This window comes from Erwinia sp. V90_4 (assembly GCF_029967685.1).
GTDB classification, from domain to species: Bacteria; Pseudomonadota; Gammaproteobacteria; order Enterobacterales; family Enterobacteriaceae; genus Erwinia; species Erwinia aphidicola.
This window is the reverse complement of the sequence record NZ_JASCAQ010000041.1, coordinates 19368-44014: the sequence shown is the minus strand read 5'-3', so window position 1 is coordinate 44014 and position 24647 is coordinate 19368. Positions and strand designations below refer to the sequence as shown.

General features: G+C 57.7%; 22 protein-coding genes. 10 read left to right on the top strand and 12 right to left on the bottom strand.

All coding sequences use genetic code 11. The annotated features are described in order from the left end of the window. Positions 1 to 8 precede the first annotated feature (8 nt). The 5 genes from QLG07_RS07945 to QLG07_RS07925 all read right to left on the bottom strand — a co-directional run bounded on the left by QLG07_RS07945 (position 9) and on the right by QLG07_RS07925 (position 6553). On the bottom strand, positions 9 to 1817 hold the full coding sequence (locus tag QLG07_RS07945; protein WP_282468955.1) for an extracellular solute-binding protein: 1809 nt from the start codon (positions 1815 to 1817) through the stop codon (positions 9 to 11). Positions 1818 to 1927: 110 nt separating this feature from the next. Beyond that, a complete protein-coding gene (locus QLG07_RS07940; RefSeq protein ID WP_282468954.1) occupies positions 1928 to 3517 on the bottom strand; it encodes a cyclic di-GMP phosphodiesterase in 1590 nt (529 codons plus the stop codon). A gap of 228 nt (positions 3518 to 3745) precedes the next feature. Then, positions 3746 to 4318 (bottom strand): bifunctional murein DD-endopeptidase/murein LD-carboxypeptidase, encoded by a 573-nt coding sequence (gene mepS / locus QLG07_RS07935; protein ID WP_048915508.1) that lies wholly within the window; start codon positions 4316 to 4318, stop codon positions 3746 to 3748. A gap of 508 nt (positions 4319 to 4826) precedes the next feature. Further along, positions 4827 to 5534 (bottom strand): phosphatase PAP2 family protein, encoded by a 708-nt coding sequence (locus tag QLG07_RS07930; RefSeq protein WP_048915509.1) that lies wholly within the window; start codon positions 5532 to 5534, stop codon positions 4827 to 4829. 50 nt (positions 5535 to 5584) lie between these two features. Continuing rightward, a complete protein-coding gene (locus QLG07_RS07925; protein ID WP_282468953.1) occupies positions 5585 to 6553 on the bottom strand; it encodes a GTP-binding protein in 969 nt (322 codons plus the stop codon). 119 nt (positions 6554 to 6672) lie between these two features. Between QLG07_RS07925 and QLG07_RS07920 the strand changes: the two genes are divergently transcribed. Beyond that, positions 6673 to 6990 (top strand): hypothetical protein, encoded by a 318-nt coding sequence (locus tag QLG07_RS07920; RefSeq protein WP_099754033.1) that lies wholly within the window; start codon positions 6673 to 6675, stop codon positions 6988 to 6990. Between the two features lie 77 nt (positions 6991 to 7067). Here QLG07_RS07920 and yeiP read toward each other — a convergent pair whose 3' ends face one another. Next, positions 7068 to 7640, bottom strand: coding sequence for an elongation factor P-like protein YeiP (gene yeiP, locus QLG07_RS07915; RefSeq protein ID WP_048915512.1), 573 nt, complete (start codon positions 7638 to 7640; stop codon positions 7068 to 7070). A 228-nt stretch (positions 7641 to 7868) separates the two neighbouring features. Between yeiP and QLG07_RS07910 the strand changes: the two genes are divergently transcribed. Beyond that, positions 7869 to 8123, top strand: a complete 255-nt coding sequence (locus QLG07_RS07910; RefSeq protein ID WP_048915513.1) for a YkgJ family cysteine cluster protein — start codon at positions 7869 to 7871, stop codon at positions 8121 to 8123. A 1-nt stretch (position 8124) separates the two neighbouring features. Here the strand turns inward: QLG07_RS07910 and QLG07_RS07905 are convergent, their stop codons facing one another. Beyond that, on the bottom strand, positions 8125 to 9333 hold the full coding sequence (locus QLG07_RS07905; RefSeq protein WP_282468952.1) for a sugar efflux transporter: 1209 nt from the start codon (positions 9331 to 9333) through the stop codon (positions 8125 to 8127). A 373-nt stretch (positions 9334 to 9706) separates the two neighbouring features. Between QLG07_RS07905 and fruB the strand changes: the two genes are divergently transcribed. Genes fruB through fruA form a run of 3 tightly spaced genes read left to right on the top strand, consistent with a single transcriptional unit; the run spans position 9707 to position 13486 of the window. Next, positions 9707 to 10840 carry a fused PTS fructose transporter subunit IIA/HPr protein gene (gene fruB / locus QLG07_RS07900; RefSeq protein WP_282468951.1) on the top strand — a complete coding sequence of 378 codons (1134 nt, stop codon included), beginning with the start codon at positions 9707 to 9709 and terminating at the stop codon, positions 10838 to 10840. Next, positions 10837 to 11775 carry a 1-phosphofructokinase gene (gene fruK / locus QLG07_RS07895; protein ID WP_048915516.1) on the top strand — a complete coding sequence of 313 codons (939 nt, stop codon included), beginning with the start codon at positions 10837 to 10839 and terminating at the stop codon, positions 11773 to 11775. Before fruB ends, fruK begins: the two co-directional genes overlap by 4 nt. Positions 11776 to 11791: 16 nt before the next feature. Then, the gene (fruA, locus tag QLG07_RS07890) at positions 11792 to 13486 is read left to right on the top strand and encodes a PTS fructose transporter subunit IIBC (protein ID WP_048915517.1); all 1695 of its coding nucleotides are present in this window, start codon (positions 11792 to 11794) and stop codon (positions 13484 to 13486) included. A 96-nt stretch (positions 13487 to 13582) separates the two neighbouring features. Here fruA and nfo read toward each other — a convergent pair whose 3' ends face one another. Beyond that, positions 13583 to 14425 carry a deoxyribonuclease IV gene (gene nfo / locus QLG07_RS07885; protein WP_282468950.1) on the bottom strand — a complete coding sequence of 281 codons (843 nt, stop codon included), beginning with the start codon at positions 14423 to 14425 and terminating at the stop codon, positions 13583 to 13585. Positions 14426 to 14490: 65 nt separating this feature from the next. After that, positions 14491 to 15543, bottom strand: coding sequence for a YeiH family putative sulfate export transporter (locus tag QLG07_RS07880; RefSeq protein WP_133623247.1), 1053 nt, complete (start codon positions 15541 to 15543; stop codon positions 14491 to 14493). Between the two features lie 149 nt (positions 15544 to 15692). On the opposite strand from QLG07_RS07880, the gene yieE reads away from it, so the two are divergent. The 4 genes from yieE (at position 15693) to QLG07_RS07860 (ending at position 20222) form a co-directional block, all read left to right on the top strand. Continuing rightward, positions 15693 to 16559 carry a DNA-binding transcriptional regulator YeiE gene (gene yieE / locus QLG07_RS07875; RefSeq protein ID WP_048915520.1) on the top strand — a complete coding sequence of 289 codons (867 nt, stop codon included), beginning with the start codon at positions 15693 to 15695 and terminating at the stop codon, positions 16557 to 16559. A 193-nt stretch (positions 16560 to 16752) separates the two neighbouring features. Then, positions 16753 to 18219: an amino acid permease gene (locus QLG07_RS07870; RefSeq protein WP_133623248.1), complete on the top strand. Its 1467-nt coding sequence runs from the start codon at positions 16753 to 16755 to the stop codon at positions 18217 to 18219. A gap of 135 nt (positions 18220 to 18354) precedes the next feature. After that, the gene (locus QLG07_RS07865) at positions 18355 to 19437 is read left to right on the top strand and encodes an iron ABC transporter permease (protein ID WP_133623249.1); all 1083 of its coding nucleotides are present in this window, start codon (positions 18355 to 18357) and stop codon (positions 19435 to 19437) included. After that, a complete protein-coding gene (locus QLG07_RS07860; RefSeq protein WP_048915525.1) occupies positions 19437 to 20222 on the top strand; it encodes an ABC transporter ATP-binding protein in 786 nt (261 codons plus the stop codon). Before QLG07_RS07865 ends, QLG07_RS07860 begins: the two co-directional genes overlap by 1 nt. 218 nt (positions 20223 to 20440) lie before the next feature. Here the strand turns inward: QLG07_RS07860 and fghA are convergent, their stop codons facing one another. From fghA to QLG07_RS07845, 3 genes are all read right to left on the bottom strand, one after another. Continuing rightward, positions 20441 to 21283: an S-formylglutathione hydrolase gene (gene fghA, locus QLG07_RS07855; protein WP_048915526.1), complete on the bottom strand. Its 843-nt coding sequence runs from the start codon at positions 21281 to 21283 to the stop codon at positions 20441 to 20443. An 11-nt stretch (positions 21284 to 21294) separates the two neighbouring features. Next, complete coding sequence (locus QLG07_RS07850; RefSeq protein WP_048915527.1) at positions 21295 to 22422, bottom strand: S-(hydroxymethyl)glutathione dehydrogenase/class III alcohol dehydrogenase; 1128 nt, start codon at positions 22420 to 22422, stop codon at positions 21295 to 21297. 62 nt (positions 22423 to 22484) lie between these two features. Beyond that, positions 22485 to 23363, bottom strand: coding sequence for a LysR family transcriptional regulator (locus QLG07_RS07845; protein ID WP_133623250.1), 879 nt, complete (start codon positions 23361 to 23363; stop codon positions 22485 to 22487). A 102-nt stretch (positions 23364 to 23465) separates the two neighbouring features. Here QLG07_RS07845 and QLG07_RS07840 point away from each other — a divergent pair, with 102 nt between their 5' ends. Further along, entirely contained in the window at positions 23466 to 24599 is a 1134-nt protein-coding gene (locus tag QLG07_RS07840; protein ID WP_062818167.1) for a YbfB/YjiJ family MFS transporter, read from the top strand. The last annotated feature ends 48 nt before the right edge of the window (positions 24600 to 24647 follow it).

Genomic DNA, 24647 nt, shown 5'->3' with positions numbered 1-24647 from the left:
CTGGCTCCTTAACGACGTTGCGCCGGCAGCTGTGCGGCTTTATTGACATCGTACCACCAGTTGTCGATGCCCTGCGCATAGGTCGGGCGCGTGGTCGGCATCGAGAACTTGTTCCAGTACGCATAGCGATCGTTGGCGGCATACCACATCGGGATCATGTAATAGTTCCACAGCAGCACCCGGTCCAGCACGCGGCCAAGCGGCAGCAGGGCATCTTTGTCGCCCTGATGCTGCACAATCTGCGCAATCAGATTATCCACCAGCGGGCTGGTCACGCCCGGCGTGTTCCATGAAGAGTCGATATAGGCGGAAGCCCAAACAATCTGCAGCTGCGCATCTGGGGTGGCAAACGCCAGGTAGCGCGTAGGCAGCATATCGAAATCGCGCTTGCGCAGGCGCGCCAGGTACTGTGAGCTGTCAACCTGGCGCACGTTCATCGTAATACCAATACGCGCCAGATTATGCTGGAACGGCAGCACCCACTGGTCGTTGCCGCCGCTGCGCAGCAGCAGTTCGAAGCGGAATGGCTGGCCGGTTTTCACATTCACCAGCTGCTGATTTTTCAGCTGCCAGCCCGCCTGCTTCAGCAAATCCAGCGCCTGCATCAGTTTGCTGCGGTCATAGCCTGAAGCGTCCGACTTTGGCGGCTGATAGATCTTATCAATCACGTCCGAAGGATACTGGCCTTTTAACGGCCCTAAAATTTCCAGCTCTTTGGCATCCGGGTAGTTGCGCGCCGCGTATTCGGTGTTCTGGAAATAGCTGTCGACGCGCTGGTAGGCGTTATAGAACAGTGCTTTGTTCATCCATTCAAAATCAAACAGCAGGGAGAGTGCTTCACGCACGCGGCGGTCGGCAAACTGCGGCTTCTGGATATTAAACGCCAGCCACTGGGTATCGGTGCTGACGGTATTTGGAACCTCTTCCTTAACGATATAGCCGCGTTCAAAGTTATTGCCGCTGTACTGCGTCGCCCATTTTTTTGCCGAGCCTTCGGCACGGAAATCAAATGCCCCGGCCTTAAACGCTTCAAAGGCGACATTATCGTCCAGATAGTAGTCATAGCGCATGGTGTCGAAATTGTAGCGGCCTTTATTCACCGGCAGGTTTGCAGCCCAGTAGTTTTTCACCCGTGTATAAGTGACTGACTGGCCCACTTTATAGGCAGTGATGCGGTACGGACCGCTGGACGGTGGCGGTGACGGCAGCGGGTCGGCGAGGTTGTGATCTTTCCAGAAGCTTTTCGGAAAAACTTTCGACGACAGCAAAGAGAGCATCTGATCACGGTCCGACTTTGGCAGCTCAAAACGTACCGTCAGGCGCGAAATGGCTTTTGCCGTTACGCCCTTATAGATCACGCGATATTGGGGCACGCCCTGGGTCATAAACATATTAAAGGTGAAGGCCGCATCTTCAGCGGTAATCGGCGTACCGTCGTGGAAACGCGCGCGCGGATTGATACTGACCTCAACCCAGCGGTAATCATCCGGGTAACGCGCGAACTCGGCCACCAGCGGGTAAAGGCTGCCGGTTTCATCATCCGAGGAGGTAAACAGCGTGTCGTACAGCGACTCCGTTCCTACGGCCGGGTTGCCGCGCATGGCGTAGCGGTTAAAGTTGTCGTAGGTGCCAATGGCGGAGAGGGTAATGCTACCGCCTTTCGGTGCGGCCGGGTCGGCATAATCAAAGTGGTTGAAACCGCTGGCGTATTTCGCTGTACCCAGCTGAGCAAAGCTGTAGCTCACATTAATCTTTTCCGCCTGTGCAACGCTGGCGGTCAGGGCAAATAGCGTCAGGGCAACAATACGCGCAATCATGGTTTCATCGGCTCCCACCTGTGACGGGTCAGTAATCTGCGTAAGCCTGACACCATTAGCCGGGCGGAGCAATGATATTAAAGGCTTTTTACCCGCTTTGACAGTATCTGCTAGAGGTTGACGCTGAGAATTTTAGCCGGTACCTGCTGCTGCAGATAATATTCGATCAGCTGCGCCACGCCGCGCGGACGACTAAACAGATAACCCTGCATATGGGTCACGCCGCGGTTAATTAACCATAGCGCCTGTTCTCCGGTTTCCACCCCTTCGGCCACGGTTTTAAGATTAAGCTTTTTCGCCAGGCTCAGCACGGTGTCCAGCACCGGTGAGTTTACCGTCTCCATGCCGATGCTCTGCACAAAGCCACGGTCAACCTTCAGGTAGTCAAACTGGAACTTTTCCAGATAGATCAGGGCACTGTGACCGGTGCCGAAATCATCAATGGCAATTTTAATTCCGCGCTCGCGGATCCAGTCGAACACCTCATCGGCATTTGCCTCAGCCACCATGGAGCGTTCGGTAATCTCAAACATATAGCCAAAGTGGTCTGCAGGCATCGCGCTAATCCAGTCGTTGACGTCCTGACGGAAGGTCGGATGAACCAGATGAGCAGGGGAGAGATTAACACCCATTTTGGTGCCCTTAGGCACGGCGTGACGCAGGCGATGAGCATCGCGCGCCACCAGGCGAAACAGATGGCGGGTTAGTGGGACGATCAGGTTTTGCCCTTCGGCGTAGCTGATAAAGGAGTCCGGTGGAATGCGTCCCTCGGTCGGATGCGTCCAGCGTAGCAGTGCTTCGATCGCGTAGGGTTTGCCGCTGCTGGCATCAATGACCGGCTGGTACTCAACGTGAAACTCGCCGCGCTTAATCCCCAGCAGGATCTCCTTGCCGGGGCGCAGGCGCAGGGTCAACAGCAGGAAGCAGCCGCAGGTAATCAGCACGCCCAGCAGCAGCCCGGCCAGCAAAATAATATGAACATCGCGCCCGGGCAGCACTTCGCCATACAGATAGAGCGTGAGTGGATAGCCCGGAATGGCGATTTTACGCAGCGGGCTGGCGGGCAGCTGACTGCGGTTGACCACTTTGTCATTCCAGGTGGTCAGCGCCCTCTGCCCGGCGGCAATCGCCATACCGCTGATCTCCTGCTGGCGCGAAGCGAGCAGCAGGTAAGGGGTCAGGTTGATATTCAGCGTGGTAAAAATCCCACTGCCGGGCTGGGAAGCATTCTTCAGCCACAGCACGATAGCGGGTGTGTTGCGCACCATTGGCGTTCCGGGGATCAGGCGAATATCCACGGCTCGGCTGGCGTCGGTTTCGGGTGAGATTTCATCGATATCCAGCGCCATGGGGCCGGTGGCGGATGAACAAAAAGCGCTGTGATCTTTCACCAGCAGGATGGCGCGAATATTGGCCGCAAAGGCCGCGCGCTGGGTTAAATCACTGCGAACCTGCTCACAGGGAGCCTGCGTCGCGCCCTGCAAGGGCAACAGGGTGGTTTTCAGCTCATCGAAAACGTTGATGACATAAGACTGCGTATATCCGGCAAGCCGGTTATGGCCTTCGGAGCGCCGGTTCCAGGTCAGGATCAGCGTGATAGCAACAAATAACAGAAAAAAGAGCAGCCCCATTGCCGCACTCAGGCAGATTATCCTGCGCGGATGCGTCACATGCCGCCTGACGGTGGTGGTGAGTGGCATTGGGTGTTTTCTCCCGTTTTCGCCGGTTCTTATTATGTTGTCGTCAAATACTGCTCTCTGGTGAAGCCCATGAGAATATAACGGCGCTGGCCGTTCTGTCTCTATGATTATTGATGTGTATCAATCCTTTTTCAGCGCCGCTATTTGCGCTGAAAATCAGGCAAAAAAAAACGCTGCCTGGGCAGCGTTTGCATATCTCGTGTTTCGCGAACTTCAGGAGATCGGAAGTTAGCTTTGCGTATGGCTCAGTACGCGACGTGCATCGCGGTAGCGATTTTTCCAGTATGAGTCATTCAGGTTAGAAATCATCACACCGCTGCTGGTGGAGGCATGAACGAAGTTATCATTACCGATATAAATACCGACATGACGACCCGTGGAGCCTGCACGGAACAGAACTAAATCACCCGGGCGCAATTTCGTGCGCTGAATACTTTTACCGGTATCTTCCTGCTCATAGGTCGAGCGGGGCAGATCCAGGCCAAACTGCTCACGGAACGTGTTCTGTACAAAGGCGGAGCAATCAACGCCGCGCTTGCTGGTACCGCCTAAGCGGTAACGCACACCTTTCCAGTCCGCGTACTGGTCCATCAGGCGGGATTTGATATCCACATTCTGAACCATCTGTTCGAATTCATCCTGAGACGCTTGAAGTAAAAAACCGTTCTGGCTTTTTACTGCATGAGTATCAGTTTGTACATTGTGTCCGCTGTTCGAACTACATGCTGACAACAGCGCCGCTAACGCGACAGCGGGGAGCGCCCGCAAAACATATCTCAGAATAGGTTGAGACTTGACCATTATGTTTGTGATCCCTTGAAGTCCTTAACGACCAAGTCGTTAGAAAAGTGACGGAGCGAAACGAGATTAATTAGTCCGGTGAGCTAAGACAATTCGGAAAACGTTAAAATGTGTGATTTAGCACACTTTAAAATGTAACTTACCGAAATACTTTAGCCAGATCGTCTAATTGAAAGTGAGGTTAACCGATTACAAGCCGCATGGCGAGGGGTTTTAAGCAGTTTTTTATAGGTTTTTGTGATGTGAAATCATTACGCAACGAATTGGTTACATTATCGTCAATTTGCAGCGCAACCGTGTGCACCTAAGTGCAATTTTGCAACAACGCGCTCATAGTCAAGTTAAAATCAGAATTATCGGGCTGGACGGATGGGAAAATCAGAGGGTTTTGTGCGGGCCAGAGCATAACAAATTCTATTTATCACGCTTCGTTAGCAGACTAATTAATTTCAATTATCGCAGCAGCAGGCGAGGAAATATTCCCCGCCGTTTCGCTACTGCCGATAAATTATTTCCGCGGCTTATATTTTCCCGGCAGGTTTCGATCCAGCCAGTTCACCAGATAATCACTCGCCGGAGTGATCAGCCACCAGCTCATACCAACCAGCACTATCGATAACGAGCCCACGGCGATATCGGTAAACCAGTGGGCGCCAATCATTACGCGCGGCAGAGCAAATACCAGCACGATAACCACAGCGACGGCAAACGCGCGACGGGTGAAATAACGCAGCATAAAGCAGGCGAATATCATCAGCATCATGCCGTGATCGCCCGGGAAGCTGTCCGCAGAGGAGTCTTTAGTCGGGATGCCGGTCAGCCTGGTGACGTGGTTGACGTCCGGGAAGAACTTCGTCGGGCTGCCGTGAGAGACCGGGATCAAATGCCCTAACTGGTTAAGACCGACCGCGGTAATCAGCATCGTGATGCCAATCGCCAACATCCGGCGGCGCCCCTGTGGGGTTTCACGGCGCCAGAAGTGCAGATACAGCGCACCCATCGCCAGCAGCGACACGCCGTCAAACGCGCGAAAGTTGGTGATGGCTACCAGCCACAGCAGGGCCTGGTTAGTCACCAGATGCTGGTTAAACCAGTAGAAAATCGTCTTGTCGAGGATAAACCACTGGCCATGATTCTCCGGCAGATACCACGAGAAGAACAGCGCAAAGCCCGCAGCGTTCAGGGCCAGTATGGTTAGCAGGCGTTTAGTTGTCATTGTGATTAAGGATTTATTAAGAAATGTCGCGGCGTAGAGTATGCCTGAGATTATAAACGAAGGCTCAACAAAGCACTTTGTAAAATATTCCAGTCGGACTGTTCCTGGTGAATAAGCTCAATCCGACTGTCCGGCGGCGGCAACTGGCGGGTTTCGATATGGAAGTCGGCGCCCTGGCGGTTAATGCTCACCTGGCCCTCGGCGATCCGCAGCACGCCCTTTACGCGCGAAACGGGCGCCAGTCGCGCCCATTCAAGCAGGCCGATGGTGTCGAATACGGTGTCACTGTCGAAAATCCAGCCCGCCGCATAGTAGCCCTGGCCCTGATTCAGCGCGCGGCGCCAGCGGGAATTTTCATTCAGCCGCAGCGAGGCCAGCGGTGAGGGGGCGCCGTGATGGTGGTGCAAAGGGGAGGGTAATGCCTGCTGATTGCTGCGCGGCCGATCGAGCAGGGCGGCGTCGATGGTGCCTTGAGAGGTGCGCACCAGCGGCCGCGCCTGGCCGAAATCCTGCTGCCACTGGCTGAGCGCCCTTTGCGTGACCTCATCCCAGCGATCCTGCTTATTGGCAATAATGATATCGGCGGCAGCCAGCTGATCGCGGAAGTTTTCATTTTCTACGACGCGATTATCCGCCAGCTGGCGCGGATCAAGCAGGCAAAGCGTGGCGCGCAGATCGATCCACGGCTGATATACCGCCGCCGATAACATATCCAGAATCTGTTTAGGGTGGCCAAGACCAGTGGGTTCAATCAGCAGGCGGTCGGGCCGGGTCTGCTTGAGCAGCATATTTAGCCCGACCTGCATTGGCAGGCCGTTGACGCAGCACATGCAGCCGCCGGGTATTTCCTTCAGAACCGCGCCGCTCTCCGCCAGCAGGGCACCATCGATACCGATTTCGCCGAACTCATTTACCAGCACCGCCCAGTTCTCACCAGCAGGTTTGCTGGCCAGCAGATGGCGCAGGGTGGTGGTTTTTCCGCTTCCGAGAAAGCCAGTAATCAGATTTACGCGGGTCATCGGCACTCCTTGAAGAAACTTTAATGATATTTATCGTTCTTTACCGTGATTTGTTTTCATCATGTAACTAATTGTAATTGGCTATCCTAATAAGGAACACAATAAACGATGAGGTGAGCATGAAAAGCATTCTTTCGGCTGCGGCCGTGGTGCTATTCGCCTCATGGACGAGCAGTGTTATGGCAGGGAATAGTCAATCAACGAGCGGTACGGGTGTTATTAATTTTCAAGGCAGTATCGTTGAGTCTCTCTGCGATTCCGATGTGAATAAAACCCAGGTTAATGTCTCCTGTCAGCGCAACGGCAAGACAAAAGTCAGCACGCTGGCACTGAACAGCACGACCGCACAGCAGTTGCCCTACAATATCGGCAGCAGCAAAATCCACTGGATTGATGCGCAGCGAAGAGTGGGGATTGTCACGGTAGAGTATCAGTAATCGTAATTAAGTTGTTATAACATAACATCAACGGCGCCGTCATCAGACCGCGCCTTTTTTATGGTCGCAGGCGAAGGCTAGTCAGCGCGGCTCATGTAACGGCGTTCCGGGATGTGAATGCGGATTTTGTCGCCGTTGCTCAGGTATTCCGGCACCTGCACCACCAGGCCGGTACTCATTTTGGCCGGTTTGGTGCGGGCGCTGGCGGAAGCGCCTTTAATGCCAGGCGTGGTTTCAACGATTTCCATGTCCACCGTTTGCGGCAGCTCCAGCGCCAGAATCTGGCCGTCCATGGTCAGCACCTGAATACCCGGAATGCCGCCTTCCGGCAGGAACAGCAGCTCGTCTTCAATCTGCTCCTGCTTAAAGTTGTAAGGGGTGTAGTCTTCGTCATCCATAAACACGTACTCGTCACCGTCAATATAGGAGAAGGTGACCTGACGGCGGCTTAGCTGGATGGTGTCGAGAAGGTCATCGCCTTTGAAGCGCTCCTCGACTTTCAGGCCGGTACGCACATCGGTAAAGCGCATCTTATAAAGGGTAGACGCGCCACGGGCGCTGGGGCTTTGTACATCAATATCTTTGACTAACAGCAGCTTGCCATTGTAATTGATCGCCATGCCCTTTTTAACTTCGTTCGCTCTTGGCATAAAACAGGTCTCGTCGTGAAGAGGATAAATTATCGCGACACGTTACTCGCGCCGCTGCCGCCAGGCAAGATGGCGCAGTGAAAATATCTGGTCGGAAGATCATCAAAATCTCGGGAGATCGCAGGGGGCGACCTTCTTTTTTGGTCGACCCGATCGGGCCATCGTTAAACAATAGTATTCAGCAGGGCGAGCTGCTATTGTCGCGATCTTATTACAGGGGGGTCAGTGATGGAATGTCGTGCCGGATGTGGTGCCTGCTGTACAGCACCGTCAATTTCATCGCCTATTCCCGGCATGCCGAACGGCAAACCGGCAAACACACCCTGCGTGCAGCTCGACAGCCAGTCGCGCTGCAAAATATTCGGCTCCCCGCTGCGGCCCAAAGTCTGTGCCGGGCTGCAGCCGGAATTGACGATGTGCGGCAGTAGCCGCCAGCAGGCGATGGTGTTTCTGCTGGATCTGGAGGCGCAAACCGCGCCCTGAATTACCCTTGTGCCACTTCACAACTCTGCACTTTTGGTTCCGGCACGCGTAACAGGCAGGCGATTGCTGCCGCCATCATCACCACCGCAAACCACAATACGCCATGATAGCTCCAGAACTGCGCCACGGCACCCGCCAGCGCGCCGCCAACAATCCAGCCCATCCGCGTTGAGTTGGTGAACAGCGTAGTGGCCGCTCCGGCCTGGCCGGGCATCATATCCTGGAAGTAGATCATGCCAATACCCGCGAGGATACCGATAAACACCGCGTTCAGCCCCTGCAACACCAGCATCTGCATCTCACCATCAAACAGCAGCGTGCCGGTGTAAAACAGCAGCCCGGCAACGGCGGCGATGCGCATTAACAGGCGTTTGCCAAAGCGCTTAGCGTAATAGCCCGCCAGCAGCATGATCGGGATCTCCAGCCCGGCCGCCAGCCCCATCATGATCCCCGCCAGCTTCTCCGGCAGATGCAGTTCATTGACTACGTATAGCGGCATGGTAATCAGATACAGCCCGTTGCAGGACCACATCAGGGTGCAGGCGATAAACAGCGTCAGGGTAGCGCGGCGGTGCTGGCGCGGCGCCTGAATGGGTTTTGCGGTCACCTGCGTCGTTTTGCGCATTGACGGCAGCAGGTAGCGCACAATGACCGCGCACAGCACAAAGGCAATGGCGGCGGTGAGATACATGGTGCGGAAACCATAGCCGAGCGCCAGCGCAAAGGCTAAAGGTGGGCCTATCATCCACGCCAGAGAAATCTGTGCGCGCATCACCGAGCTGAACATCACGCTCTCGCGCCCGGTTTTATCGGCGTGCTCACGCGCCAGCGCAAACATTTGCGAGGTCGCGCTGCTGCCAAAGCTGGAAAGCATCACGCCAGTGAGTAGCAGCACGAAATAGTTGCGGTTCCAGGCAAACAGCAGGGAAGCCAGCGCACCGAGCAGGCAGCAGTAAAGGATTAACGTTTTTCGGTCGCCTTTACGGTCCGAGTAACGCGCCAGCAGCTGGCTGACCAGAATGCCAATGACCGCATTAAAGGTGAAAAACAGCCCAACCATAAAAGGCCGCACCTGCACTTCGGTGGTAAGAAACAGGCTGAGGGTCGGGGTCTGCAGCGCCCCGGCGAGGCCAGAGATAAAAGCCAGCACGAGGAAGGCCAGCGAGCGGTTGCCGGGCAAGGTTCTGGCGGGTGCAGCGGGTATTTGCATGGGGTCATCGGGCCTGATAAGGAAAAACGGCGAGATTTTACGCCGTTATCCAGCGGGCGGGAATGCTTTTGCAATCCTTTGCGCAAGTGTGTGGAATTAACGCACTTTTTGCACAATAAAGCCCTGTGCCGTCTGGCTTCAGCAGGGCTTCAGCTATTTGGGTTAAGGGGCTCTTTTTCCGAAAAACCTTGATGAAATGTGCGGGACATCAAAAATCTGCTACGCCGTTCACAGTAAAACTTGCAACGGATCCGCTAACGGGACCAAACTCATTGAAACGTTTCAGCGTTGTCGCTTCAGGTTGTTATCAAGGTGATAGCGCTTTTTTTCTCAAATTAGCTGAAACGATTCAAATTCAGCAGCGAGGAGAACCATGTTCCAGTTAGAACTCAACGCCATTAAGCCTGGTGCCCAGGCCGGCGACAAACAGGATGCCATTCGTCAGGTTGCTGCCGCGCTGACCGCAGCAGGTAACGTGGGCGAAGGCTACGTAAACGGCATGCTGGCGCGTGAACAGCAGACCTCTACCTATCTGGGTAACGGCATCGCTATTCCGCACGGTACCACCGATACCCGCGACCTGGTGCTGAAAACCGGCGTGCAGGTATTCCAGTTCCCGCAGGGCATCGCCTGGGGTGACGATCAGACCGCCTATGTGGTGATCGGCATTGCGGCGAAGTCTGACGAGCATCTGGCACTGCTGCGCCAGCTGACGCACGTACTGAGCGATGACAGCGTAACGGAACAGCTGAAAACGGCCGACTCCGCCGAAACTCTGCGCAGCATCCTGATGGGTGAGAAGCTGGCCGCCGAATTCAAATTTGATACCTCGCTGATTGCCACCGACGTTGCAGCCAGCGATCTGATGACCCTGCAGGCGCTGAACGCCGGGCGTTTACAGCAGGCGGGCGCGGTAGATGCCTCATTCCTGACCTGCGTGATTGCCGGTAAGCCGCTGAACCTCGGGCAGGGCATCTGGCTGAGCGACAGCACCAGCGGTAACCTCGCCAGCGCCGTGGCAATCAGCCGCGCTGCCGCACCATTTGATGTTAATGGTGAAACTGCACAGCTGCTGATCACCGTATCCGTCGCCGATGACCAGCCGTTAACCGTGCTCAACTATTTAAGCGATCTGCTGATCCAGCAGAAAGCCGATCGCCTGCTGAGCGCCGATGCCGCCCGGATCCTCGCGCTGTTAACCAGCGAAGTGTCCGAGCAGGCAGACGTGCTGACCGAAGAGTTCAGCATTCGTAATGAACATGGCCTGCATGCCCGTCCGGGCACCGCCCTGGTCAGCGTGATCAAGCAGTTCAACTGTGATGTCACCGTGACTAACCTCGACGGCAGCGGCAAGCCCGCTAACGGCCGCAGCCTGATGAAAGTGGTCGCGCTGGGCGTGAAAAAAGGCCACCGTCTGCGCTTCACCGCCAGCGGTGAAGATGCCCGCGCCGCGCTGGATGCCATCGGCGCCGCCATCGCTTCCGGCCTGGGTGAGGGGGCAGCATGAGCAGACGCGTAGCCACCATTACCCTCAACCCGGCCTATGACCTGGTCGGGTACGTGCCGGAAGTTGAACGCGGAGAAGTCAACCTGGTAAAAACCACCGGGCTGCACGCGGCGGGCAAGGGCATCAACGTGGCCAAAGTGCTGAAGGATCTCGGCATCGACGTCACCGTTGGCGGCTTCCTCGGCAAAGAGAATCAGGACGGCTTCCAGCACCTGTTTAGCGACCTTGGCATCGCCAACCGCTTCCAGGTGGTGGAAGGGCGCACGCGTATCAACGTAAAGCTGACTGAAAAAGACGGCGACGTGACCGACCTGAACTTCTCAGGTTTTGAAGTCACCGCTCAGGACTGGGAGCGCTTCACCGCCGACTCGCTGACCTGGCTGGGTCAGTTCGACATGGTCTGCGTCAGCGGCAGTCTGCCAGCAGGCGTCGATCCGGATGCGTTCACCGAATGGATGACGCAGCTGCGTACCCACTGCCCGTGCATTATTTTTGACAGCAGCCGTGAGGCGCTGGTCGCTGGCCTGAAAGCCGCGCCGTGGCTGGTCAAGCCTAACCGCCGCGAGCTGGAAATCTGGGCGGGGCGTAAACTCCCGACATTACAAGATGTGATTGAAGCAGCACATGCGCTGCGTGAGCAGGGTATCGCACACGTGGTGATCTCTCTCGGTGCCGAAGGGGCGCTGTGGGTGAATGCTTCAGGCGAATGGATTGCAAAACCACCTGCCTGTGAAGTTGTAAGCACCGTGGGTGCCGGTGATTCGATGGTTGGCGGGCTGATCTACGGCCTGCTGATGCGCGAATCCAGCGAGCATACACTGCGTCTTGCAACGGCAGTGGCGGCGATGGCCGTCAGCCAGAGCAACGTGGGCGTTACCGATCGTACCCAGTTGGCCGCGATGATGGCGCGTGTCGACCTACAACCCTATAACTAACAGCAGGAGAAGCTAAATGAAAACGCTGCTGATAATCGATTCTTCGCTGGGACTGGCAACGGGCTATCTGGCAAAAAATATCACCACTGCGGCTGCTGCAAAAGCCGGTCTGACGCTGACGGATAATCCGGCAGAGGCGGACCAGGTCATTGTTGCAGGTAAAAATATTCCAGCGGACAGCACGCTGAACGGTAAAGCCATCTATCTGGCGGATATCGAGCAGCTGATGCGCGAACCTGCACAAGTGCTGGCGAAAGCGCAGACTGACGCCCAGCCGTACACTGCGCCAGCGGTGAGCGCGGCACCGGCACCGGCTGCGGCCGCCAGCAAAGGGCCAAAACGCATCGTGGCCGTCACTGCTTGCCCGACCGGCGTGGCGCACACCTTTATGGCGGCGGAAGCCATCGACACCGAAGCGAAAAAGCGCGGCTGGTGGGTGAAGGTGGAAACCCGTGGTTCAGTGGGCGCGGGTAACGCAATCACTGCGGAAGAAGTGGCAGAGGCCGACCTGGTGATCGTCGCGGCGGATATTGAAGTGGATCTGGCGAAGTTTGCCGGCAAGCCGATGTACCGCACCTCTACCGGACTTGCGCTGAAGAAAACCGCGCAGGAACTGGATAAGGCCGTGGCGGAAGCCAAGCCATATCAGCCGCAGGGCGGCCACTCTTCCGCTACCGAAGATAAGAAAGAGAAAGCGGGGGCTTATCGTCATCTGCTGACCGGCGTCTCTTACATGCTGCCGATGGTGGTCGCAGGGGGTCTGAGCATCGCGCTGTCGTTTGCCTTTGGTATCACCGCGTTTAAAGAGCAGGGTACGCTGGCTGCGGCGCTGATGCAGATCGGGGGTGGCAGTGCCTTCGCCCTGATGGTGCCGGTGCTGGCAGGTTTTATTGCCTTCTCGATTGCCGACCGTCCGGGTCTGACCCCGGGGCTGATTGGCGGGATGATTGCCACCAGCATTAACGCCGGCTTCCTTGGTGGGATTATCGCCGGTTTCATTGCCGGCTATGCCGCGAAGTTCCTCAGCTCGAAGGTGAAACTGCCGACCAGTATGGAAGCGCTGAAGCCGATCCTGATCATTCCGCTGGTTGCCAGCCTGATCACCGGTCTGCTGATGATCTACGTCGTGGGCACACCGGTTGCCGGCATTATGTCCGGTCTGACCGCCTGGCTGGCGAACCTGGGTACCGCCAACGCGGTCGTACTGGGGGCGATTCTCGGCGGCATGATGTGTACTGATATGGGCGGCCCGGTGAACAAAGTGGCCTACGCGTTCGGCGTTGGGCTGTTAAGCTCACAAACCTACGCGCCTATGGCAGCGATTATGGCCGCCGGTATGGTGCCACCGCTGGCGATGGGCCTGGCGACGCTGGTTGCGCGTAAGAAGTTCAACAAGGGTCAGCAGGAAGGCGGCAAAGCGGCGCTGGTACTGGGACTGTGCTTTATTTCTGAAGGTGCGATTCCGTTTGCGGCGCGTGACCCGATGCGCGTCCTGCCTTGCTGCATCATCGGTGGTGCGGTAACGGGTGCGATGTCGATGGCGATTGGTGCCAAACTGATGGCGCCACACGGCGGTCTGTTTGTACTGCTGATCCCTGGCGCTATCACCCCGGTGCTGGGCTACCTGGGGGCGATTATCGTCGGTACGCTCATTGCTGGCCTGGCTTACGCGGTGCTGAAGCGCCCGGAAGCAGAAGCACTGAAAGTGTAATCTTATCACCGTAGGGGCGAGGCATGCCTCGCCCTGCATGCCTCGCCCTGGTAACAGGTTATCAAAAGGGGTCAGGCATGCCTGACCCCTACTTTTTTAACGCTGTTCCGACTTCAGCCACGCAATCTCATCTTTCCAGATATCCGGGTTAACGGTTTCCAGAATCATCGGGATCCCGTCAAAACGCGCATCCTTCATTAGCCAGCTAAACACCGTTTTACCAATGTTGCCTTCGCCAAGACTGTGGTGACGGTCGACGCGGCTGTTAAACTCGCTCTTGGCATCATTAAGGTGCATCCCGCGCAGATACTGGAAGCCAACGATACGCTCAAACTCGGCAAAGGTTTTCACGCACTCTTCTTCCGTGCGCAGATCGTAGCCCCCGGCAAATGCATGGCAGGTATCAATGCAGACGCCGACGCGGGATTTATCCTCAACGCCGTCGATAATCGCGGCCAGATGTTCAAAGCGGAAGCCAAGATTGCTGCCCTGACCGGCGGTGTTTTCGATCACCGCCGTCACCCCTTCGGTTTTATCCAGCACGATATTGATCGACTCGGCGATACGCTTCAGGCAATCCTCTTCGCTAATCTGATGCAGATGGCTGCCGGGATGGAAGTTCAGCAGCGTCAGGCCGAGCTGCATGCAGCGCGTTACTTCATCATGGAAAGCTTCGCGCGACTTCTCCAGCGCTTCACTCACCGGGTGGCCGAGGTTAATCAGGTAGCTGTCGTGCGGCAGGATCTGCCCGGGCGTGTAGTGATACTTTTCACAGGCGAGGCGAAAGGCGGAAATCACTTCATCAGTCAGCGGAGACGCGCGCCACTGGCGCTGGTTTTTGGTAAAGAGCGCGAAAGCAGTCGCTTCCAGTTCATATGCGCGTTGTACCGCCTGATCCACACCGCCAGCCGCGCTGACGTGGGCACCGATATATTTCATGCCGTTCTCCTGTTAATGATTCTGCGCAATGCAGGCGCATCATCATAACCGGAAAACGGCAGGAATTATGCCATCAAATGCGCGACCGCCAGATTGATCGCACCGCCACCGACAATCAGCCAGACAAACAGCATCAGTCCGAGCAGCAGCGGTTTCAGGCCCGCCTTTTTCAGTGAGCCAGCATGGGTGGTCAGGCCAAGCGCCGCCATCGCCGTTGCCAGTAAGATGTTATCCAGCTGATTGATATAACTAATCACCACCGGCGGCAGCAGATGCAGCGAGTTAAACAGCGTGACCACAATGAACATCAGCGCGAACCACGGGAAGGTAATCGGTCCGCTGCTTTTGCTGCTGTCACTGCGGCGCACCCGCGCTGCCAGCAGCACCAGGAACGGCGCAAGCATCATCACGCGCAGCAGCTTGGCGATGACCGCTGAGTTCTCCGCATCCGGGCCAATCGCGTGACCGGCGGCCACTACCTGCGCCACTTCATGCATGGTGGAACCGGTATAGACGCCGAATTCACTGGCGCTGACCTGCGGCAGCCAGTGGCTCACCAGCGGCCACATCAGCGGATAGATAAAGATTGCCAGCGTGCCGAAAATCACTACCGTCGCAATGGCGACCGCGACTTTGGCCGGGTCCGCTTTCACCACCGGCTCGGTCGCCAGTACCGCCGCGGCGCCGCAGATGCTGCTACCCGCGCCGATCAGCCAGCTGGTATCACGGTCCAGCCCCAGCACGCGCTGCCCCAGCCAGCAGGCAAGCACGAAGGTGGAGCTGAGCGTCAGCGCATCGATAATCACACCGCTAATGCCGACATCAGTAAGCTGTTGCAGAGTTAAGCGAAAACCATACAGCACGATACCGGCGCGCAGCAGGCGCTGTTTGGCCAGCACGACCCCGCTGTCACAGCGCACGGCAATGCGCGGATAGACGCTATTACCGACCACGATCCCGCCGATAATCGCCAGCGTTAACGATCCCAGGCCCAGCGCGGCGATATGCGGTTGGTTGCCCAGCCAGATCGCCGCAGCGGCAATAACCAGCGCCAGCAATACGCCGGGAGCAAAACGCGTTGGACGCGGATGATGATGAGTAATATTCAGTTCAGCCATGATCTCTTCTCCTTATGCAATATCCACATAATGAGGGGGGCTGGTATAAAAGAGAAATTGATTATATATTTATAATTAACCACTATAAGTGTTAACGCGTCATCGTCTGATCGAGGCCCGATGCGCCGCAATAACAGTAAGGAACGACTATGCATATCACGCTGCGCCAGCTGGAAGTTTTTACCGAGGTGCTGAAAAGCGGATCGACCACCCAGGCATCTCAGGTGCTGGCGCTGTCGCAGTCGGCCGTCAGCGCCGCCCTCGCCGATCTGGAGGGGCAGCTCAGCGTGCAGCTGTTTGACCGCGTCGGTAAACGGCTGGTCATTAACGAGCATGGCCGCCTGCTGTATCCGCGCGCGGTCGGATTGCTGGAGCAGGCGCTGGAAATCGAGCAGCTGTTTCGCGAAGATAACGGCGCGCTGCGCGTGTCGGCCAGTAGCACCATTGGCAACTATCTACTGCCGGGGATGATCGCTAACTATCGCCGCGATTTCCCGGCGCTGCCGCTGGAGATGAGCGTCGGCAACAGTCAGGATGTGATCACCGCCGTGGCGGATTTTCGCGTCGATATTGGCTTAATTGAGGGGCCGTGCCATATGGCCGAGCTGATCACCGAGCCGTGGCTGGAAGATGAGCTGGTGGTGTTTGCCGCACCGGGTGCCGCGATCCTCAGCCAGCCGGTCTCACTGAAAAGCCTGGCGGCTGCGCCATGGATCCTGCGTGAGCACGGTTCCGGCACGCGTGAGATTGTCGATTATCTGCTGCTGTCGCACCTGCCGCAGTTTGAGCTGGCGCTGGAGCTGGGCAATTCGGAGGCGATTAAAAATGCGGTGCGCCACGGCATGGGGATCAGCTGCCTGTCGCGGCGGGTGATTGCCGAGCAGCTGGAGATGGGAACGCTGGTGGAAGTGTCGATACCGCTGCCCGCGCTCAAGCGCACGCTGTACCGCATTCACCACCGCCAGAAGCATATTTCGAAAGCGCTGAGCCGTTTCCTGAGTTACTGCACCGAGTAACCGGGCCGACGATCCCCCGCAGGGGGCGACCATTTTTTCGCTCGCCCCGTGCTGAGGGTTTACACCTGACGTACCCGCGCTAATAATCCGCCGCCGATCATGAAGCTAACTTATAACGTGGCGTTATCGCTATACCGGGATGCCCATGTTGCTATAATCGCGCCTCATTTTTTGCAAGGCGCAGCGTTAAAACATGGATCATGACACAAAAACAACACAACCGCCTGGGTTAAGGCGTGAGCTTAAAGCTCGTCATTTAACGATGATCGCCATTGGCGGTTCAATTGGTACCGGTCTGTTTGTCGCCTCTGGTGCGACCATTTCGCAGGCTGGCCCGGGCGGGGCGCTACTCTCATACGCGCTGATCGGCCTGATGGTTTACTTCCTGATGACCAGCCTCGGTGAGCTGGCGGCGTTTATGCCGGTCTCAGGCTCATTTTCTACCTACGGCGCAAAATACGTCGAAGAGGGCTTCGGCTTCGCGCTGGGCTGGAACTACTGGTACAACTGGGCGGTGACCATCGCCGTTGACCTCGTCGCCTCACAGCTGGTGATGACCTGGTGGTTCCCGGATACCCCTGGCTGGATCTGGAGCGCGCTGTTCCTCTGCCTGATCTTCCTGCTTAACTACATCTCGGTGAAAGGCTTCGGCGAAGCGGAATACTGGTTCTCGCTGATCAAGGTCGCCACCGTGATCATCTTTATTATTGTCGGTGTGGCGATGATCGTCGGCATTCTGCGCGGCGGTGAGAGCGCGGGTTGGCACAACTGGCAGATTGGCGATGCGCCATTCTCCGGTGGGTTTGCCGCCATGATCGGCGTGGCGATGATTGTCGGCTTCTCCTTCCAGGGCACCGAGCTTATCGGCATCGCCGCCGGGGAATCGGAAGATCCGGCGAAGAACATTCCGCGCGCGGTGCGCCAGGTGTTCTGGCGTATCCTCCTATTCTATGTGTTGGCCATTCTGGTGATCAGCCTGATCATCCCGTACACCGACCCGAGCCTGCTGCGCAACGATGTGAAAGACATCAGCGTCAGCCCGTTCACCCTGGTGTTCCAGCACGCAGGCCTGCTGTCGGCTGCGGCGGTGATGAATGCGGTGATCCTGACGGCGGTACTGTCGGCGGGCAACTCCGGCATGTACGCCTCCACGCGTATGCTCTACACCCTGGCGTCTGAAGGCAAAGCGCCGCGCATTTTCGCCAGGCTGTCGAAAGGCGGCGTGCCGCGTAATGCGCTGTATGCCACCACCGTGGTCGCGGGCCTGTGCTTCCTGACCTCCATGTTTGGTAATCAGACCGTCTACCTGTGGCTGCTGAATACCTCGGGCATGACCGGCTTTATCGCCTGGCTCGGGATTGCTATCAGCCACTACCGCTTCCGCCGCGGTTATGTGGCGCAGGGGCACGATCTGGCCGATCTGCCTTACCGCTCCGGCTTCTTCCCGCTGGGGCCGATCTTCGCCTTCGTGCTGTGCCTGATTATTACCCTCGGCCAGAACTACCAGGCATTCCTGTCCGACACCATCGACTGGGGCGGCGTGGCGGCAACCTACATCGGTATCCCGCTGTTCCTGATTATCTGGTTCGGCTTCAAGCTGACGCGCAAAACGCGTTTCGTGAAGTACAGCGAGATGGAATTCCCGAAATTCGAGAAATAAATCGGGCGGAAAGTTTACTCAGGCGCGGGCTCTCCGCGCCTTTTTTTATTCTGAAATCTGGGATTACAAATATTACTGATACGTATTATCATTTGCTCTATTTTATTGCACCTGAACAGAAAAACAGGGATTCAAATGAGTGTAACCCACGAACCGCTGGCGACCTCTGCCGCGCAGCCTCCTGAAGGCGTGATGGGGCGCTACCATCAGCTGCTGCGCCACCGCCTGCTGATGATGGCGATTCTGCTGCTGGCGATTGTCGCCTCGCTGGTGCTGGACTTTACCCTTGGCCCTTCGGGCCTGTCGCTCTCCACGCTGTGGCAAACGCTGCTGTCGCCGGAAACGGTTGATGCCGGCACCCGGGTGATCGTTTGGGATATTCGCCTGCCCTATGCGCTGATGGCGGTGGTGGTTGGGCTGGGGCTGGGCCTCGCCGGGGCTGAGATGCAAACCATCCTGAATAACCCGCTGGCCAGTCCGTTTACCCTTGGCGTCTCCTCCGCCGCCGCGTTTGGCGCCGCGCTGGCGATTGTGCTGGGCATCGGTATTCCGGGCATTCCCGATCAGTGGTTTATCTCCGCCAATGCGTTTGTCTTTGCGCTGTTTGCCGCGCTGATGCTGGATGCGGTAACGCGCTGGACGCAGGTGGCAACCTCCGGCGTGGTGCTGTTCGGCATTGCGCTGGTGTTCACCTTCAACGCGCTGGTGTCGATGATGCAGTTTATCGCCAGCGAAGACACCCTGCAGGGGCTGGTATTCTGGACCATGGGCAGCCTGGCGCGCGCGTCGTGGGATAAACTGGGCGTGCTGTGCATCGCGCTGCTGGTGCTGGTGCCGTTTTCGCTGCTCAGCAGCTGGAAACTGACCGCGCTGCGCCTTGGCGAAGATCGCGCCGTCAGCTTTGGCATCGACGTGCGCCGCCTGCGCCTCGCGACGCTGCTGCGCATCAGCATTATCTCCGCGCTGGCGGTGGCGTTCGTCGGGCCCATTGGCTTTATCGGCCTGGTGGCACCGCATATCGCCCGTATGCTGTTTGGCGAAGATCACCGCTTCTATCTGCCTGCCAGTGCGCTGACCGGGGCGCTGGTGCTGTCGATGGCCTCGGTGGTGTCGAAGAATTTGATCCCCGGTGTGATCATTCCAGTGGGCATTGTGACCTCGCTGGTGGGCGTGCCGTTCTTCCTGAGTATTATTCTGCGCCACCGAGGGAGTGTCTGATGCAGGGGTTAAAAATCAGCGGCTTTAACGCCGGTTATCCGAAGCGCCAGATTATCAGCGACCTCAATGTGCCCATGCTGCCACGCGGCAAAATCACCGTACTGCTGGGGCCGAATGGCTGCGGTAAATCGACGCTGCTGCGCTCGCTGGCGGGGCTTAACCGCGCCTCAGGTGAGCTGTGGCTCAATGGTGAAGAGCTGATGGCGCTGCCGTTTGCCCGCCGCGCCAGCCGCGTGGTCTACCTGCCGCAGTCGCTGCCCGCCGGGGTGCATCTGCACGTGCTGGAGTCGATTATCGTGGCGCAGCGCGCCAGCGGCGGGCGGAGCAGTGCTGCCAGCGAAGCGGAAGTGATGGCGCTGCTGGAGCAGTTGGGGATCGCTCATCTGGCGCTCAGCTATCTCGACCAGCTTTCCGGCGGGCAGAAGCAGCTGGTGGGCCTGGCGCAGTCATTGATCCGCCGCCCGGAGCTGCTGCTGCTGGATGAACCGCTTAGCGCGCTGGATCTGAACTACCAGTTCCACGTGATGGATCTGGTGCGGCGCGAAACGCGGCTGCGCAATATCGTCACGGTGGTAGTGGTGCACGATATCAATATCGCGCTGCGCCACGGTGAGCATGTGCTGATGTTGCAGAACGGCGAGCTGATAGCGGATGGATTGCCAGAAGAGGTGATCACGCCGCAGAGCCTGGCACGGGTGTACGGCGTGAAAGGGCGCATTGAGCGCTGTTCGCAGGGCACCCCGCAGGTATTAATTGATGGATTAGTTGAATCACCGGCGTTTTGATTATGGGCCGACCGGAAAAAAGCTCGGCCTCTGGGCGCAATGTGAATATGGGCCGACCGGAAAAAAAGGTCGGCCTCTGGGCGCAATGTGATTATGGGCCGACCGGAAAAAAAGGTCGGCCTCTGGGCGCAATATGATTATGGGCCGACCGGAAAAAATAGGTCGGCCTCTGGGCGCAATCATGTAGGGGCCGACCCTCTGTTTCGGTCGGCCCGGTTTTATGCCAGCAGATGCTGCGCATGGAAGCGCAGGTGATCCTCAACAAAACTGGCGATAAAGAAGTAGCTGTGGTCGTATCCCGGCTGCTCACGCACCGTTAACGGATACTTCACCTCCAGCGCAATCTCTTCCAGCCGCTGCGGCCGCAGCTGATCGGCGAGGAACTGATCGCTGTCCCCCTGGTCGATCAGCATCGGCAGCACCGCACCGCCGTTACGCATCAGCCAGCAGCTGTCGTATTGACGCCACGTCGTCTCATCATCACCCAGATAAGCGCGGAAGGCTTTTTGCCCCCACGGCACTTCCAGCGGATTGACGATAGGGGCAAATGCCGACACCGAGCTGAATTTCCCCGGATTACGCAGCGCAATCATCAGCGCGCCGTGGCCGCCCATCGAGTGCCCCATTATCGCCTGACGATCGCTGACGTTGAAATTACCGGAAATCAGTGCCGGTAGCTCATCGTTGATGTAGTCGTACATGCGAAAATGGCTCGCCCACGGTGCCTCGGTGGCATTGAGGTAGAACCCGGCGCCCTGGCCGAGGTCATAGCCCTCGTCATTGGCAACGCCTTCGCCGCGCGGGCTGGTATCCGGCATCACCAGCACCAGCCCCAGTTCGGCGGCTACGCGCTGCGCGCCGGACTTAACGCTGAAGTTCTCATCGCTGCAGGTCAGCCCCGCGAGGAAGTACACCACCGGCGGCGGGGTACTGCCTTTTGGGCCAGGCAGGAATACGCTAAAGGTCATCGCGCAGTTGAGGCTGGTTGACGGGTGGCGATAGCGCTGCTGCCAGCCGCCAAACAGGCGATGTTCTTCTAAAAGCTCCAGTGTGGATGGCATCCTTTCCTCGCTTATTTCTTGTTGAAATGAATCACAGAGCGAATGGATTTGCCTTCGTGCATCAGGTCAAACGCTTCGTTAATCTCTTCCAGCGGCATGGTGTGGGTAATGAAGTCGTTAAGCTGGAACTCACCGTTCATGTAACGCTCAACAATGCCCGGCAGTTGCGAACGGCCCTTCACGCCACCAAAGGCGGAACCGCGCCATACGCGTCCGGTCACCAGCTGGAAGGGACGGGTAGCGATCTCTTCGCCTGCACCGGCCACGCCGATAATCACTGACTCGCCCCAGCCCTTGTGGCAGCACTCCAGTGCGGAACGCATCACGTTGACGTTGCCGATACATTCAAAGGAGAAGTCGACGCCGCCGTCGGTCATTTCGACAATCACGTCCTGAATCGGCTTATCGAAATCTTTCGGGTTGATCAGGTCAGTGGCACCGAGCTTGCGCGCCAGGTCGTATTTGCTGGTGTTGATATCGATGCCAATAATGCGCCCAGCCTTGGCCATTTTAGCGCCGATAATCGCCGACAGACCGATGCCGCCCAGGCCGAAGATCGCCACGGTATCGCCTTCCTTCACTTTCGCGGTGTTCATCACCGCGCCCATGCCGGTGGTCACCCCACAGCCCAGCAGGCACACTTCTTCCAGCGGCGCTTCTTTACTGACCACCGCCAGCGAGATTTCTGGCACCACGGTGTACTCAGAGAAGGTAGAGGTACCCATATAGTGGAAGATCGGCTGGCCGTCTTTAAAGAAGCGGGTGGTGCCGTCCGGCATCAGGCCCTTGCCCTGGGTGGTGCGGATTGCCTGGCACAGGTTAGTTTTACCGGACAGGCAGAATTTACACTTGCCGCATTCCGGAGTGTAAAGCGGGATAACGTGGTCGCCAACCGCGACGCTGGTCACGCCTTCACCGATGGCTTCCACCACGCCGCCGCCTTCATGGCCGAGGATCGCCGGGAACACGCCTTCCGGATCTTTGCCAGAAAGGGTGTAGGCATCGGTGTGGCATACGCCGGTGGCGACGATGCGCACCAGCACTTCGCCTTTTTGCGGCGGCATCAGATCCACTTCTTCAATCTTCAGCGGCTCACCGGCGGCCCAGGCTACGGCGGCGCGTGTTTTAATCATCTGCATATATTTTTTTCCTGTCAGTCGTGGAGAGAGTTAAGCGTAACCAGGGTTGAGGAAAAGCGCCGCTAATCGCTGGACTTCTCGTCAAATTGTTCAATAATCAGGTACTTCAGCGCTTCCACGTTGGGGGTGAAAGCATCGCGACGCCACACCAGCCAGGTGTCGGTATCACGTAATTCAGCGGGGATGGGGTGCTGGCGCACGCGCTCGCGACCGGGCATCTGCTCCAGCACGGCGGCGGGTAACAGTGCCAGGCCGCCACCGCTGGCCACGCAGGCCAGCATGGCATGATAGGACTGGATCTCCATCACGTTGCCGGGCTGTACCCCGGCGGCGCGGAACCAGTTCTCAAAGCGCACGCGATAGGAGCAGCTGGGACGAAAGCCAAACAATGTACAGCCTGCGGCGTCAGCCGGCTGGGTTATCAGGGCATGCTCGGTGCTTGAGATCAACACCATCTGCTCAGGAAAGGCTTTACAGCTGTTCAGCTCATCAACGTTGATTGGACCGTCGACGAGCGCGGCGGCCAGCGTACCGGCGCGCACGCGCTCGATAATATCGCCGGAAGTGCCGGTACTCAGCGCCAGCGATACGGCCGGATAGCGCTGATGAAACTCGGCCAACAGGGTGGGCAGGCGAGTGGCGGCGGTGCTTTCCATTGAACCGAGCGCGAAATTACCCGCTGGTTCGCCGCCTTTCGCCATATTGAGCGCTTCCTCGCTCAGCGCCAGAATGCGCTGGGCATAGCAGAGAAAATTATGCCCCATCGGCGACAGGCGTAGGCGCTGTTTTTCGCGGATAAACAGATCGGTGCCCAGCTCTTCTTCCAGCTGGCGCAGGCGAGTGGTGAGGTTGGACGGGACGCGATGAAGCTGCTCCGCCGCGCGCACCACCGATCCGCTTTCGGCCACGGCACAGAACATTTTTAGCTGGGTCAGATCCATGTATTCTCTTATTGTAAGTAACTTGATTACTATTATTCACTTTTCGTGAGTTTACTCATCCCCCATGCTGGTGGCAACTGAAAAGCAGAATCTGAGGTAAAAATGGCTGTGCGCGTCGCGTTTAGCGCCTTTCTGGCGCTGGTAGTAGCAATGGGGATTGGGCGTTTTGCCTTTACGCCGCAGGTGCCATTAATGATAGCCGAACATCAGCTGTCGCTGACCAGCGCGGCGGTGGTGGCGGCCTTAAACTATCTGGGATATTTGTGCGGCTCGTTTGACGCCATGCGCGCCACGCGCCGGGTAGAGTGGCGCTTACAGGCCGGCATCTGGGGCGCCGTGCTGCTGACGCTGCTGTCGGCCTGCGTCTCCGGGCCGTGGCTGCACGGCGTGGTGCGCTTCCTGATCGGCTGGGCCAGCGGCTGGGGAATGGTGCTGATCGCCGCCTGGAGCAACGAGCAGCTGCACCGCTACCAGCGCCCGGGCCTCAGCGCCGCCGTTTTTGCCGGCCCCGGCACCGGGATTTTTATCAGCGGCATGCTGGCCGTTGGGCTGCACAGCCTGCAGGTTTCCGCGGCCTGGGCGTGGGCCGCTTACGGCGTGCTGGCGCTGATTCTAGTGGCGCTGATCGCCCGCACGCTGCCACGCACCGGTCAGCTTCATCGCCCGGATATTGCGCCGGAGCCGCTGCGCCTGACGACGGGCCTGAAGCGGCTGGTGTGGAGCTACAGCCTGGCCGGGTTTGGTTACATTCTGCCCGCCACCTTTCTGGCCCAGATGGCGACCACCCGCTTCCCCGGCCTGATCAGCCAGTTTGTCTGGCCGGTATTTGGTGGGGCAGCGGTGATCGGCATTGTGATTGGCATCCTCACGCGTCATCTGGGCAGCAGTAACCGCCGCCTGGCGCTGGTGCTGTGGGTGCAGGCGTTGGGCGTATTTGCCTCCGATCTGCTGCCCGGACTGGGCGGGCTGGCGCTGGGGGCCGCACTGGTCGGCGGCGGCTTCCTCTGCGTGGTGCAGTTGTCGCTGCAGTACGCGCGTGAACTGGCACCGCAGCATACGCGCTATCTCGCCGGGCTGCTTACCACCGGTTATGCGGTAGGGCAGTTGGTGGGGCCGCTGCTGTCGGCTGCCTCCACCGCGTTAACGCACCGGCTGGAACCGGCGCTGTATGTGGCAGGCGTAGCGCTGCTGATCGCCGGCCTGCTGGTGTGGCAGCGTGACGCGATGGCTGAATGAAGCAGTTTCATCGTCAATTGCTCTGATTCACTGGATTACACCGGCAAT